We start from the raw sequence: 13,853 nt of genomic DNA, 5'->3' as shown, positions 1-13,853 counted from the left end.
GAGTTGCTGTTTTATGTTTGAAAATTAGATTATTTGAGAGCTTTCCTTTCGTTTTCTAGCATTTTTTCAATATTAAAATAAATGCCATCTACATTATAAGCGCCTTTTTCAAAACTTAGATAATCACAGTTTCCTACAAGAGATTGTTCTTTAGAATCGATTTCGAAAAGACTGAGTAAAATATATTCATGATCTACCATTAAGACATGAAAACCAGTTTCACATTTCTTTCCGTCTCCAGAAGAAAGAATAACATTCATAATACTATGGAATTTGAAAGAAGTAATTTTTGCTGCTGTTTCGTCACCTTTTAAATGATAAATGTAAGCAAGGAAATTAAGCTGTTTTAAGTCAAACGGAAAATCGATTAAGGAATGATTAGACAATTTAATGATTTCATCATAATCTGAAGTTTCGAGTTTTTCTTTATCGTAATATTTACGAAGTTTCTCTTCGTCGGGCGAAATCCAAAATGCATTGTATTTAGGTTGAAAAACGTAGCCTAAATACAAATGACGGTATTCGTCATGTGATAAAAGGGTATCATTTTTCATGAGCCTTTCCATTAATTTTGGATAGAAAAACTTTGAATTTTTGTCGTTGATTTCTTTTTCGATGGCTTTGTAATCTGGAGTTGTAAAGCCAATTTCTTGTGAATGCAATTGAATTCCGAGACAAAAAATGAAAAGGATAAAAATTTGTTTTAGCATGATTTAGAGTGTTTTGGTTGTAGTTTTGATCTTACTAAAATACAAATTATATTACAACAAAACTGTTCTTATGAAACAGGTGCGTTAAGGATTAGGAGCGGCATCTCCCAATTAGAAAAAAAAGCTTTTTAGTCTTAGTTTTTCTAAATCGGGAATTTAGCGGACAGCCTGACCCGAAAGAACACGCCATATAAATTAAACCATTATGTGTTTGGAATTAATGCCCAAGCTGTTTTCTTAAATCTAAATTAAGGCTGTATTGTTCTTCAACAGAAATCATTTTTCTTTGAACTTTGTTGATATCGCTTCCTTCTTCGGTCCATAGAAACGGATAAAAATTGAAAACCTGATCTCCATGTAATGCAGCAAGATCTTTTTTCCAGCTTTCCCAACGGCTGCCAGAATAATATTTATCTAAATCGTTATTAAAACAAAATTCTAAAAACTCAGAATAGGTAATATCCAGCTGTTCGTATTCTAAATTATCTGGTGCAAAATAATATACTTTTCCAAGATCGGTTCCCAGAGCGCCACCATTCAAAATATAAAAACCGCCCAAAGCATCGTCGGCAATTAAAAAGAAAGAAGGAGCTTCTCCAAATTCTTTAAAAGATTTTCCTTTGTTCCAATCAGGAAGACTTCGGTTAAGTTTGGCACTTCCAGAACCTAGGATTCTAATCCAGCCATTGTCGATTAAAATTCCGCCAGTTTTATATACAATAGCACCCATTGGCGAGCTGGTTGTAACTTGGGTGTGATACAAAGCGTCTTTGGCTTTTTGAGGATCTGCAGGAAGAATTTCTACTTTGTTTTTAGCAGTATTTGTCCATTCTTTTACTAATTTCCATCCAGAATCTGTTTGATCGATGAGTTCGTTTACTGGTCTCATTTTTGTTTGTGAAAAGGTTGTAGCGGTTAAAAAAATAAAGGCGATTAAGGGAAAAAATTTCATTTTTGGGTTGTATTTGTTTTTTGGTTAATTGGTTATTTTAGTCGAAGCAGAACTCCTTTTCTTTTGACAATATTTTTATAATCCCATTGAATTTCAATACTTTTTTCAAGCCAGCGTTTCAAGTCTTCTTCGTTAATTTGATCAATGTTTGTATAACGAATTTCGGCTGCTTTAAACGAACCTTCGTTTTGTAGTTTTTCTTCAAAAGATTGTCCGCTCCAGAAAAGCAATCTGACAGAATCTTTTAATTTACTGTAACCTACGATCGGATTTCCGTCTAGAAACCAAACAGGATGCGCATGCCAGATTTTGTTTTCGGCTTCAGTTAAGTTTTGATCTATTATATTATAAAGAAGATCGCAGATTTCTTTATCTTCAGCTGTCTGTGAATTATTATAATTCTGAATTTCTGATTTCATAATAATTGATTTTTAATGAGTTACTGATTTTTGATAAAGTTATAAAAGATCTTAGGATTATTTTTATTGTTCTTCAATTACAGATTTTCCTTTTGATTGGTCGCCTGATGTCCATTGCCAGATTTCATGAAGTCTGATTTTTCCATTTTCTAAAATTTCAGGTTTAGAATGACAGATTCCAGTCATTAATTCACCTTTTTCATTTACTTGATGGTATCTCATTTCGATATTTCCTTCGTTGTCTACTATGCCTATTAAATGACCTTTTATGATTTTTCCGCCTGAATATTCTGCACTTAGAATATTTCCTTCTTGTTTATAAAGAAAAGCGGTTTCATTAGAAGTTTCTCCGTTTTCGCTGTTGCTTACAGGTTTGAATATTTTGTTATTGTAATTGATCATTTTACTACTGGTTAAGAAGTCAAGATTATTGTTTTTATCGCAAAGAATTTATTTTGAATACCAAAACATCCGACCTGTTTGTACAAATCGGATGTTGTCGTTTTATTCTATTTTTTTTACTAATTGCTGTGAGCCTACAAGTAGACCTTTGTAATAATCGCCTTTTTTAAGTTCTGGAACTACATAAGTTGAAATGATATCTTTCATTTCCTGATCGCTCATTTTGACACGTATTTTATCAACGCCTTGAACTTGAATTTGTCTTAATTGCTTGCTTATTACAATAAGAATTGAAGTGTCGATTTTTAATTTAGTCAATAAGTATTTGTCCAGTTCTAAAGAATAATCGGTTAGATCTGTATGTGGACTTATTGAAGAAGTAGTTACAATAAGAATTTTACTTTTTGTTTTAGCTTCACTAGTTTTTAAAAAATCGCTTAAAGTTTTTACCTGACTTGGAGTCATGATTTTTTCAAAATCATTTACATAATCGTAAGAAGGTGCAAAAATAGTTTTTGTTTCTGGTTTTGTTTGCGCAGAAAGAGAACTAGATATTAGAAGAACAATTGTTAATAGGAACAATGATTTTTTCATGGCTTATAGTTTTGGGCACGGCAAAAGTAAGTCTTTATTATTAAAAATTAATGCTCAATTTGTTATGAAAAATCAATATTTATTTAATAAAAAAATCCGATCTGTTTTCACAAATCGGATTTTATAAATTGAGAATTATATATAACCGTAAAACGGTGTATTTTTACAAGTGAATTACTTCGCCGTAAGCATCAGCAACAGCTTCCATAACAGCCTCGCTCATTGTTGGGTGAGGGTGGATAGATTTAAGGATTTCGTGACCTGTAGTTTCTAGTTTACGAGCTACAACTGCTTCAGCAATCATATCTGTAACACCAGCACCAATCATGTGGCATCCTAACCATTCTCCGTATTTAGCATCGAAAATTACTTTTACGAATCCGTCAGCATTTCCAGCAGCTTTTGCTTTTCCAGAAGCTGAGAATGGGAATTTACCAATTTTTAATTCGTAACCTTTTTCTTTTGCTTGTTTTTCAGTTAAACCTACAGAAGCGATTTCTGGAGTTGCATAAGTACAACCAGGAACGTTTCCGTAATCGATTGGGTCTACGTGAAGACCTTTAATTTTTTCAACGCAGTTAATTCCTTCAGCAGAAGCTACGTGCGCTAAAGCTTGGCCTGGAGTAACGTCTCCAATTGCGTAATATCCTGGAATATTAGTTTCGTTGTAAGCGTTTACTAAGATTTTATCTCTGTCAACAGCGATTCCAACTTCTTCTAATCCGATATTTTCAATGTTTGTTTTAATTCCAACCGCAGAAAGTACGATGTCAGCTTCAAGAACTTCTTCTCCTTTAGCAGTTTTAACGAAAGCTTTAACTCCTGCACCTGTTGTGTCGATACGCTCAACAGAAGAGTTAGTCATTACTTTAATTCCTGATTTTTTCAAAGAACGCTCAAATTGTTTTGAGATATCTTCGTCTTCTACAGGAACTACGTTTGGCATAAATTCTACGATAGTAACATCAGTTCCCATTGAGTTGTAGAAGTGAGCGAACTCAACTCCAATTGCTCCAGAACCAACAATAATCATAGATTTTGGCTGTGTTGGCAAAGTCATTGCCTGACGGTATCCAATTACTTTTACACCATCTTGAGGTAAGTTTGGTAACTCACGAGAACGAGCACCAGTTGCGATGATAATGTGGTCAGCGCTATATTCTGTAACTTTATTGTCTTTATCAGTAACGTCAAGTTTTTTTCCAGGTTTTAGTTTTCCAAAACCTTCAATAACGTCAATTTTGTTTTTTTTCATTAAGAATTGAACCCCTTTGCTCATTCCTTCAGCAACACCACGGCTGCGTTGAATAACTGCTGGGAAATCTTTATCGAATTCAGAAACTTTCAATCCGTAGTCAGAAGCATGTTTAAGGTAATCAAAAACTTGAGCAGATTTTAGAAGCGCTTTTGTTGGGATACATCCCCAGTTAAGGCAAACTCCACCAAGATTTTCTTTTTCTACTACAGCAGTTTTAAAGCCTAATTGTGAAGCTCTAATTGCTGTTACATATCCTCCAGGACCACTTCCTAAAACAATAACGTCGTATTTCATTTTTTTTGTTTTTAGTATTAACTATCGAAAAATGAATTTTAAAATTCCGAAACTCATCTTTCGATTTATTCTTTTGTTATTTGTGATTGCGAATTTAAGGATTTATTTTAAAAAAAGGTTAGTTGTAAAAAAGTAAAATGTGAAATGTTGATTTCAATATCATACATCTCACATTTTACCTTTAACATTTTACAACCACCATTAAATTTTCACATGTCCCCAGTTTTCTCCGCTGGCAATTCTTCTAATTTGCATTTCGCTTACGCCGAATTGTTTTGCAATCATTTTAAGACGTGTTTTTTGTTCAGGTCTTGCAAGGATTTTTTTGATTAACATCACTTTTGTAGTGGTCAATTTTCGTCCGTCGGCTTTAAGATTGTGTTCGATCAGATTCTTTTTTGCTTGAATAACGCGAGGACTTTTTCGGCTGTGCGCCATCATTTCTTGTTTGGTTGCCCAGCGCAAATTACTCACATCATCGTTAGCTCTGTTGTAATCTAAATGCAGAACATAAGTTTGATCTTCGGAATCTTTTGGAATAAAATATTGGGCAACTAATTTATATAAGAAGAGATATTTGTTTACGATTTTATCGTCTTTTTTAACCTTAAAACGGAAAGTTGGGTAACCATCGCTTAATCCGCCTTTTAAGATGCGTCCGTTTTCAATTTCGTCTGTAAAACTTATTAGTCGACCTCTGTTTGAAATGGCGTATCGTAATTGTAATGAGGCATTTATTTCTATTTCTTTAAACTGTTCATTTGGATAAAATCTATTTTGTGGCATTTTCTTTTACATTTGATTTCTATACTCTCAAAGATAAATAATAAACCAAAAATTTCTGCTATCTTATTGATAGTGAACGGGCAATTTTATGATTTCTATAACGCTATTTTAACGTTTTAACGTGTTTTTGACAGTTTTTAGTCGGATTTTAAATCACAATTTATCAAAAATGCAGTTTTTTAATTTTTGAAAACTGCATGAATTTATAGCTAAATAATTATTAATTTATTGGTCAAGCCAATTTTTGAAATTATTTATTTCTTTTTTACTGATAAAAATAGCGTCAGATTCGGCTGCAGGAACCGTTAAAATTAATTCTACTTTCTGATTGGAATGTTTTACAACTTCTTTAATCGTATTTCGATGAACGATATATTTTCGATTTATTTTAAAGAAATTAAAAGCATCTAAACTGTTTATAATTTCTGTTAAGGTGTTATTGTATAAATAGCTATTTCCAGATTTTACATGGATAAAAAGATGCTTTCCTGTGGCCGAAAAATAAGTGATTTCACTTTCGTTAATAGAAATCAATTTATAGCCGTGATTTACCAAGAAATGACGTTGTATTTTATTTGATTCTGGATTTTCTATTGCGACTAAAGATTGAAGCGTAGAATCGTTATTAAAACTTTCTTTTATATTTCTGAATTTCTGAAGCGCTTCTAATAATTCTTCTTCTTCAAATGGTTTTAAAAGATAATCGATCGTAAAATGTTTGAAAACAGAAATGGCGTAAGAATCATAAGCCGTGATGAAAATAACAGGGCAGGCGATAATGGTTTTTTCGAAAATGTCGAGACTTTTCCCGTCACCTAAATGAATATCCATAAATGCTAAGTCAACTTTGTTTTCGCTAAAAAAAACAACCGCTTCTTTTACAGATTTTAAAACGCTGATTTCTGCAATCTTTAAAATATCTTGCTGTTCTAAAATAGATTTTAGATAGCTAGAAGCTAAGTGTTCGTCTTCGACAATAGCAATTCTCATTTTATAAACATTTTGGTATTCAATTATGCGGCAAAGATAATTCAGTAATTATTATTCGCAATAAAGTGAGCATTTTGTTATTGGGATTTATATAAAAAAAGGCCCAGCTTAAAAAAAACTGGACCTTTTAAAAAAAAACAATTTAGGTAAAAATTATAGATTGGGATTGTTCAATCTCGCATTTGCAGGGTAAATGATTGTATAACGCGGATCATTTTGTATCAAAGTATAATCGGTACCATTGATAGTGTGTACGATTTGTTTTTGAGTTGTTCTTCTTAAATCGAACCAACGGTGTCCTTCAACTGCAAATTCACGTTGTCTTTCTGCCAAAATGAAGTTTGTTAGATCTGTTGCGTTCATAGCATTAACTGCAATCTCAAGCTCTATATATCCTGCTTGCGTATATCTGTTTTTAACGAAAGCTAAAACAGTAGTTTTTGCATCAGCGATATTATTTGACTTAACTTGTGTTTCTGCTTTTGTCAAATACAATTCAGAAGTTCTAAACGTACATTTTTGGTCATCGTTACCACCTTTTTGAATTCTGAAACGGCTTCCGCTTGCTAGGAAGTAAAGAGGAAAACGTAAATCTGTTGTTGTATTGTAAGCAGCAATTAACTCAGGCGAAGCATATGAAGCTGCCTTCATTCTGTTAATGTATCCATCTTCTAAAGCTAAAATAGATTCTTTTGAATCGTATTTTGTTGCAAATACAGAAGTAGCTTTTAAATCAACCAAATTGTTGTTGATTGCCAATGCTTTATTTGCAGCATCTAAAGATTTCTGCCATTGCTGTTGGTGTAAGTAAACACGGCTTTCTAAAGTGTACAATGCAACTTTTGAGAAACGATAATTTAAACCTTTTGTCTGTGAATCTAAATTGATTAGTTTTTCAGCTTCCTGAGTATCAGAAATAATTTGATTGTAAATTACTTCAACACTTTGAGGAACGTAAACCTGCTCTAAGTCAATTTCTAATGCCAATGGAACTCCTTTGTCTGAAGCAGCTGTTGAAGCGTTGTATGGTTTTCCGAAAAGGTTAACCAAATCAAAATAAGCCATTGCTCTTAAAGCGTAAGCTTCTCCAATTAATTGATTTCTTTCTTCAGAAGCTGCTACTTTTTTTGATGCTTCATTGATTACTACATTTGTATAGAAAATTACATTGTATAAATCCTGATATTGGAAATCTCTTGTAATACGGTCAGGATTGGCATCTTTCCATATAAAAATATCTTTGTAAATATTGAGATCTTCACTAAAGTCATCCAATTTCAGTTCATCTGTACGAAGTGTTGTCAATGTTTTGTGTTCTGGATATTTTGAATATCCAGTTGTTAATACCGCACGAAATTGTTCTTGTGTTTCTGGTATAACACGCCCAACAGGTGTTATGTCCAGATAATCATCGCAGCTTGTTACTGCAATTGCTGCAGTAAAAAGTAATATATATTTTGAGATTTTTTTCATCTTTAATTGTATTAGAAAGTTACATTACATCCAATAGTGAATGATTTAGGAACTGGCTGTGCATAAATGTTTCCGTAAGTTTCAGGATCAAAATATCCTTTAAAGTCAGAACTGATTACAAATAAGTTTCTTGCTTCAACATTAAGTCTGATGCTTTGAATGTTGATGTGATCTGTAAATGCTTTAGGGAATGTATAGCCTAAACGCATACTGCTCAATCTCATATAACTCATTTCGCTAACCCATGTATCTAAGTAATTGTTCCAGTTTAATGGAGTAGCTGATGAGAACCATTGATAAGCCATCCAAGAATCTCCTGTTCCAGAATCTTTACCTGTAATTCCTGGTAAATTAGAAGAAGTATTGGTTGGTGACCATGCATTCAAAATATCAGTAGAGTAATTCTGTCCTCTGTCTACTTCAGTTCCGCTGTATGGAGGTGTTTTTACAACAGTTTGTTTCAAATTGAATGCGGCAGCAACTGTAAAATCAAAATTATGTACTTGAATTGTATTAGTAATACCTCCAGTGAATTTAGGATCTCTATCACCTAAGTAAACAAATAAATCTCTATACTCTGCTGGCGTTAAAGAAGATTCTGTAAGTTCTCCAGGGAAGAAATCAGCATAAGGATCGTACAATTTGAAGAAAGTCTGAGCATTTACTGTTTCACCGTTTTTATTAACAAATAAAGGATAACCATTTTCATCTATACCGTTTGTTTTTAATCCAAAAACTGCATTTACAGGACGACCTTCTCTGCTTGGAAGTAAATCAGTATCACGCACTTCAATTCTATCTACATTACTTTTGTTATGAGAAAAGTTAATGCTTGTATTCCATTTGAAGTTTGGACGGTCAATGTTTCTTGTAGACAAAGTAATTTCATAACCTTTATTGCTTACTTGTGCCCAGTTCATGTTGCTGTACTCAAAACCATTTTCGAATGGAACTGCTCTCAAACCAATTAAGTCAGTACTTTTTCTTCCGTATAAATCAGTAACAATGCTGATACGGTTGTTGAATAAGCCAAGATCCATACCTAAGTTAGTATTGGTAGTTTTTTCCCAACGTAATTTGTCGTTTGGTGGAGTTTCAACAGAAATAGTTTGTTCTGTCTGTCCAGGTAAAATGGTTGTATTGCTGTATCTTCCCATTACAAAAGGAGAAGTGTTTTTATCAATATTACCTTGTAAACCGTAAGAAGCACGTAATCTTAAGTTAGAAAGTGTTAAGTTGTCTTTTAAGAAATCTTCTTCAGAAACTGCCCATGAAGCAGAAGTTGACCAAAGTGGCAAGTATTTGTATTTTGGATCTACACCAAATAAATCTGAACCATCATATCTCACACTTCCAAATACACTGTATTTTCTATTGTAAGTATAAGAAGCTGTAGCAAAAAATGAAGCAAAAGCATTTTCGTTTTCAGATTTCTGATATGTTCTGTATATCGCATCATTAGCAAAAGAGCTATTTGGGAACATAATTGGCTTAGTAGTCAAAGTGTTTTTATCAAATCCAAAACCTTTTGTAGCAACAGTAGTTGTATAATTTCTTCTTAACTCATTACCAACCATCGCTTCAACTTCGTGTTTTTCTCCAAAAGTTTTAGAGTAATTCACCATTGTTTTTAGATTGTATTGGAAAAAGTCAGTGTTTGCGTTTTGGATAATACCGCCTTCAGGTAAGAAATAATTATAAGCTCCGTTTGTAAAGTAACGAGATCTTTCTTTTTCTTTTCTAGTATAATAAGTGTCTTTATCAGCAAATTTTTCGCTAGAAGTATTGTCCAATTGTAAACCTAATTGAGAGGTTACTTTTAAATCTCTAGTGATTTTATATTCAGCATCTAATAAAGCTTTTACGGCTCTTGTTTTTAAATCGTAAGACGTGTTTGCTCTTTCTTCTAAAATATTAAATGGAACATAACGTTCTGAGTAACCCACAATATCTTGATCATATTTGTAACTTCCGTCTGCATTATAAGGAGTCAAATATGGATTTACGTTTCTTGAATAGTTACTTGGGCTTGTATAAGCATCTGTATCTGATAAGTAAGAAGTAGTTTTGTTTTCAGAACCAAAGATTCCAACTCCAACTTTGAATTTATCTGTAATTTCGAAATTGTTTTTCAAAGTTAAATTGTAACGTTTGAAACCAGTTCCAATAGTAGTTCCTTTTTCATCATAATATCCTAAAGAGAAATAGTAGTCAGATTTTTCTCCACCGCCAGATAAACTTAAACCGTGTTGCGTGTTGATTGCAGTTTGGTAAATTAAATTACCCCAGTTTGTATTGTTTTTTCTTAAATCATTAATTGATTGTTGTGTAGCAGGGCTTAACGCAGAAAATCCTCCCGCTCTATAAGCTGCCAACTCATTTGATCCGTTTAGGATACGAGAAATTTCTCCAACATTGTCTCTGTATGTTAAATCAGCGCGGCTTGCAAGGTCAAGTTCGAAATCAACTTTTTGACTTGCATTCATTAAGTTTAATTTGTCGAAATCTGGTCTTTGAGTGATAAAAGTATTGGTGTTGAAATTAATCACCATTTTACCAGCTTTACCTTTTTTAGTAGTTACCACAATTACACCATTTGCAGCACGAGCACCGTAAATAGCAGTTGCAGCAGCATCTTTTAAGATTGTAATATCTTTAATATCATCTGGATTTAAACCTGCAATAGAAAAGTTGTTCAATTGGTCGATATTGTCTTTGTCGTAGTTTTTAGGAACGTCATTTCCTTCTAATGGTAAACCATCTAATACCCATAAAGGATCTTGAGTTCCACTTAAAGAAGCTGTACCTCTAATTCTAATTTTAGCTGGTGCTCCAGGTGCTCCAGATGGAGTAGAAACAGCAACCCCTGCAATTTGTCCTACCAATAATTGGTCAATACTAGAAACCCCAGTTTGCTGAATAGCGGACATATCTATTTTAGAAACGGCTGCAGTAAGTTTTCTTTTCTCAATTTTTTGGTAACCCGTTACAACAACCTCTTGAAGTTTTGCTGTTTCAGATGTTAAGTTAACAGTATAATTTTTTTGAGCATCTAATTCAAGAGTGTACGATTTGTATCCCATGAAAGTAACTCTCAAAGAAGTAACGTTTTTTCCGATTTTCAAAGTGAATTTACCATCGAAATCTGATGTAGTTCCAATAGCTTCACTATGAATAATACCTGCCATAGCAGTTTTGTTTGAAATAGAATTATTCTCAACGAAGATTGACGCACCAGGAATTGGCGCCAAGTCTGCTTCATCTTGAATGATACCCGTAATAGTTCGGGATTCCTGCGAGTATCCTGCGATGGCCAGGAACAGCAGTAAGGCATGTAAAATTTTCTTCATGTTTTGGGTTGTGTATTAAAAGGTTGTATTATTTAGGGCTTTATCGATTCGTTGTATCAAATCGCGGTAATGGTTTTGGGTAGATTGATCTCCTGTACTCTTTTTTGTTTTTAATAATTGAAGAATTTTATATAACTCTCCTTTTTTATCTGAAGTCACTTCTGTAACTCTTTTTAAAGAAGATTGATTAATGTTTTTTACCATGTGAGCATCGTCTAAATAAGTGCACAAATGAGGCATATTTAAAGTTTGCTGAATATCTAGTATTTTTTTTGGATCTGTTTTTTCAAATATTTTATTGGTCGAAACGATCAAAACATCTACATAGTTCTTTTGCGCCATACGCTCCAAGATTGATAATGATTTATTAGCAATCGTTCCTGCAAAAACACTTTGATGTATTTTTTTAAACAAGTCATTTACGGTAAAAACAGGATCTTTGGTTTTATTTCGCTGGTATAATTCGTTTTCAGTCATTCGAAGTAAACGCTCATCACTTAATAAATCATACAGAATACCGCATTGTAATTCTCTTGAAAGTGTATATGGAGTATATTCGTAAGGGCCAACAGGCGAATCTTTCAACGGATTTGTTTTGTCTAAAATGTCATTGAAAAACAGCCATTGCGGAATCGTAAGTACATTTTTAGCTAAATAATCAGCAGCTCTTTTCTGCATTGCAGCGGGAACTGGAATGTAACTTTGCTTGTTGTCTCCGTGAACCGTTTCATTCAAATAAACACCACCAATATTATTCATTACATGACGGTTATACATTTGCCATTGGCCAATAGTTCCGATGTATAATTTTCCAGTTTCGTAATAAGACTGATCTTTATCGTAAGTCCAGTTTATGATATTATCAACAACACGTTTTAGGTTTTTTAAACCGTATTCACTTGCTTTAACTGCATCATTTCCTAAGTCTTCTGATTGTGAACGAGGATCTATAATAGTAGCTTGTTGCTCTCCATAGAAATAAATTGGATCATTCTGATGCTGTGTGATTAAAGTATTTAGCTTTAAAGTTTCATTGTCATTTGGACCGTACCATCTGTAACCCCATTCGATAGCATATTTGTCATATTCTCCAATTTTTGGAGTAATTACAGTTACATTATCTTCTGGCTGTGCTACATAATTATATCTTGCATAATCCATAATTGACGGAGCAGTTCCGCCCATTTTTGCTGTGAATTCTTTAGAACGTAAAGACTCCACATCATAAGCAAAAGAAGAACCCATATTATGTTTCAAACCAAAAGTATGGCCCACTTCATGAGAAGAAACAAAGCGAATTGCTTGTCCCATATGTTCGTCACTAAATTTGTTTCCTCTAGCTTTAGGATCGATTGGTCCAGTCTGAATACGCATCCAGCTTTGAAGCGAAGTCATTACATTATGCCACCAGATAATATCGGCTTCAATAATTTCACCACTTCTTGGGTCAACCACAGATGGTCCCATAGCATTCGATTTTGCAGAGGCTGCATACGTAATTACAGAATAACGAACGTCATCAATATCAAAATCTAAATCTTGTTCAGTAGGTTCTTTTGCAATAATGGCATTTTTAAAACCTGCCTTTTCAAAAGCTGCCTGCCAATCGTGTACGCCATCAATAATATACTTTCTCCACTGTTTTGGAGTAGAGGGATCAATGTAATAAACGATTGGTTTTTTCGGCTCTACTAATTCACCTTTCAAATATCGTTCTTCATCTTCTTTCTTTGGTTCTAAACGCCAGCGAGTAATCAATTCTTTTTCAAGCATTGCCTGCTGTGCATCGGCAAAATACCAATGTTTTTCAGTAAAAAAGCCAATTCGTTTGTCAGAAAAACGAGGTTTCATTGGAGTTTTATCCAATAAAATAATATTACTTGTTACGCCAAGAGTCACAGACAACGCTGGACCGCCTTCGCTTACAGAAGTTGTCAGTTGAGATTTGACAACAATATTTTTTGGGAAAGATTTTAAGCCTTCAATATAAGAAAGCTCAGATTTAACAGAACCGCCTATACCAGTGTTACTCAAAACATCGTTGAAGCTTTTTTGTTTTCCGTCAAAAATCTTATTTACTTTAATTACAACTGCTGTCGAATCGTTGTTTTTAGTTTCAATATCAAAAACTTCAATAATAGATTCGGCAAAATTATTTTGAACAGATTCGGTAATCGCATCTTCTTTTGGTGAAGAAACCTGAGGAACGTATGATTTTACCCAGACTTTCTTTGCGATTGTGTCTTTATAAAAACTAATAACCTTGTTTTCATAATTTATTCCTTTGTTTAAACCATATTCGTTTACCTGAAAAGGAACTTGAGATAATTTGTTTACAACCAGAAATTCTCTTTTAAATAAACTGTCTTGAATTTCGAAATAAACATCAGTTTTAACTTGAATTACATTGAACAGTCCTTTTTTTACAGAACCTTTTTTTACAAGGTCATCATATTTTTTACCTTTTTTAGAATCGGTAGAATCTTTTTTAATTTCAGTAGTCTCTTTTTTGTCTTTCTTTTTCTTTTGAGAATGAACACTAAGAGGTGCTAATAATAATAGGAATATGCAAAATGTTATCAAATTATGCAGGAATGCCTTTTCCTTCATCAGATGTTAAGTTTA

11 protein-coding genes are annotated in these 13,853 nt (G+C 33.2%); all 11 read right to left on the bottom strand.

The genetic code is table 11. The features are described 5' to 3' along the window. Window positions 1–29 precede the first annotated feature (29 nt). A complete protein-coding gene (locus OD917_RS00750) occupies window positions 30–710 on the bottom strand; it encodes a DUF4919 domain-containing protein (protein WP_263521640.1) in 681 nt (226 codons plus the stop codon). Window positions 711–927: 217 nt separating this feature from the next. Further along, window positions 928–1,599, bottom strand: coding sequence for a DUF2625 domain-containing protein (locus tag OD917_RS00745; protein WP_318013836.1), 672 nt, complete (start codon window positions 1,597–1,599; stop codon window positions 928–930). Window positions 1,600–1,694: 95 nt separating this feature from the next. Beyond that, on the bottom strand, window positions 1,695–2,081 hold the full coding sequence (locus OD917_RS00740; protein ID WP_263521638.1) for a DUF1801 domain-containing protein: 387 nt from the start codon (window positions 2,079–2,081) through the stop codon (window positions 1,695–1,697). Window positions 2,082–2,144: 63 nt separating this feature from the next. Then, a complete protein-coding gene (locus OD917_RS00735; protein ID WP_263521637.1) occupies window positions 2,145–2,483 on the bottom strand; it encodes a n-acetylglutamate synthase in 339 nt (112 codons plus the stop codon). A 102-nt stretch (window positions 2,484–2,585) separates the two neighbouring features. Then, entirely contained in the window at window positions 2,586–3,077 is a 492-nt protein-coding gene (locus OD917_RS00730) for a TPM domain-containing protein (protein ID WP_263521636.1), read from the bottom strand. Window positions 3,078–3,240: 163 nt separating this feature from the next. Then, window positions 3,241–4,629 carry a dihydrolipoyl dehydrogenase gene (lpdA, locus tag OD917_RS00725; protein ID WP_073416603.1) on the bottom strand — a complete coding sequence of 463 codons (1,389 nt, stop codon included), beginning with the start codon at window positions 4,627–4,629 and terminating at the stop codon, window positions 3,241–3,243. 201 nt (window positions 4,630–4,830) lie between these two features. Then, window positions 4,831–5,415, bottom strand: a complete 585-nt coding sequence (locus OD917_RS00720; RefSeq protein ID WP_111285499.1) for an NUMOD4 domain-containing protein — start codon at window positions 5,413–5,415, stop codon at window positions 4,831–4,833. A gap of 225 nt (window positions 5,416–5,640) precedes the next feature. Then, window positions 5,641–6,405: a LytR/AlgR family response regulator transcription factor gene (locus tag OD917_RS00715; protein WP_263521635.1), complete on the bottom strand. Its 765-nt coding sequence runs from the start codon at window positions 6,403–6,405 to the stop codon at window positions 5,641–5,643. Window positions 6,406–6,558: 153 nt separating this feature from the next. Beyond that, window positions 6,559–7,878, bottom strand: a complete 1,320-nt coding sequence (locus OD917_RS00710) for a RagB/SusD family nutrient uptake outer membrane protein (RefSeq protein ID WP_263521634.1) — start codon at window positions 7,876–7,878, stop codon at window positions 6,559–6,561. Window positions 7,879–7,889: 11 nt separating this feature from the next. Further along, complete coding sequence (locus OD917_RS00705; RefSeq protein WP_263521633.1) at window positions 7,890–11,228, bottom strand: SusC/RagA family TonB-linked outer membrane protein; 3,339 nt, start codon at window positions 11,226–11,228, stop codon at window positions 7,890–7,892. A 15-nt stretch (window positions 11,229–11,243) separates the two neighbouring features. Further along, the gene (locus OD917_RS00700) at window positions 11,244–13,838 is read right to left on the bottom strand and encodes a zinc-dependent metalloprotease (protein WP_263521632.1); all 2,595 of its coding nucleotides are present in this window, start codon (window positions 13,836–13,838) and stop codon (window positions 11,244–11,246) included. Window positions 13,839–13,853 lie beyond the last annotated feature (15 nt).

The sequence above is a fragment of the Flavobacterium sp. SH_e genome, assembly GCF_025717045.1.
In the GTDB taxonomy this organism is placed as follows: Bacteria; Bacteroidota; Bacteroidia; order Flavobacteriales; family Flavobacteriaceae; genus Flavobacterium.
The sequence above is the reverse complement of the archived record's forward strand: the minus strand, read 5'-3'. Positions and strand labels throughout refer to the sequence as shown.

Excerpts from the sequence above, each read along its gene's own strand:
- OD917_RS00720 (WP_111285499.1), bottom strand. The coding sequence starts at position 5,415 with ATGCCACAAAATAGATTTTATCCAAATGAACAGTTTAAAGAAATAGAA.
- OD917_RS00735 (WP_263521637.1), bottom strand. The coding sequence starts at position 2,483 with ATGATCAATTACAATAACAAAATATTCAAACCTGTAAGCAACAGCGAA.
- OD917_RS00730 (WP_263521636.1), bottom strand. The coding sequence starts at position 3,077 with ATGAAAAAATCATTGTTCCTATTAACAATTGTTCTTCTAATATCTAGT.
- OD917_RS00700 (WP_263521632.1), bottom strand. The coding sequence starts at position 13,838 with ATGAAGGAAAAGGCATTCCTGCATAATTTGATAACATTTTGCATATTC.
- OD917_RS00705 (WP_263521633.1), bottom strand. The coding sequence starts at position 11,228 with ATGAAGAAAATTTTACATGCCTTACTGCTGTTCCTGGCCATCGCAGGA.
- OD917_RS00740 (WP_263521638.1), bottom strand. The coding sequence starts at position 2,081 with ATGAAATCAGAAATTCAGAATTATAATAATTCACAGACAGCTGAAGAT.
- OD917_RS00750 (WP_263521640.1), bottom strand. The coding sequence starts at position 710 with ATGCTAAAACAAATTTTTATCCTTTTCATTTTTTGTCTCGGAATTCAA.
- OD917_RS00745 (WP_318013836.1), bottom strand. The coding sequence starts at position 1,599 with ATGAGACCAGTAAACGAACTCATCGATCAAACAGATTCTGGATGGAAA.
- OD917_RS00715 (WP_263521635.1), bottom strand. The coding sequence starts at position 6,405 with ATGAGAATTGCTATTGTCGAAGACGAACACTTAGCTTCTAGCTATCTA.
- OD917_RS00710 (WP_263521634.1), bottom strand. The coding sequence starts at position 7,878 with ATGAAAAAAATCTCAAAATATATATTACTTTTTACTGCAGCAATTGCA.
- lpdA (WP_073416603.1), bottom strand. The coding sequence starts at position 4,629 with ATGAAATACGACGTTATTGTTTTAGGAAGTGGTCCTGGAGGATATGTA.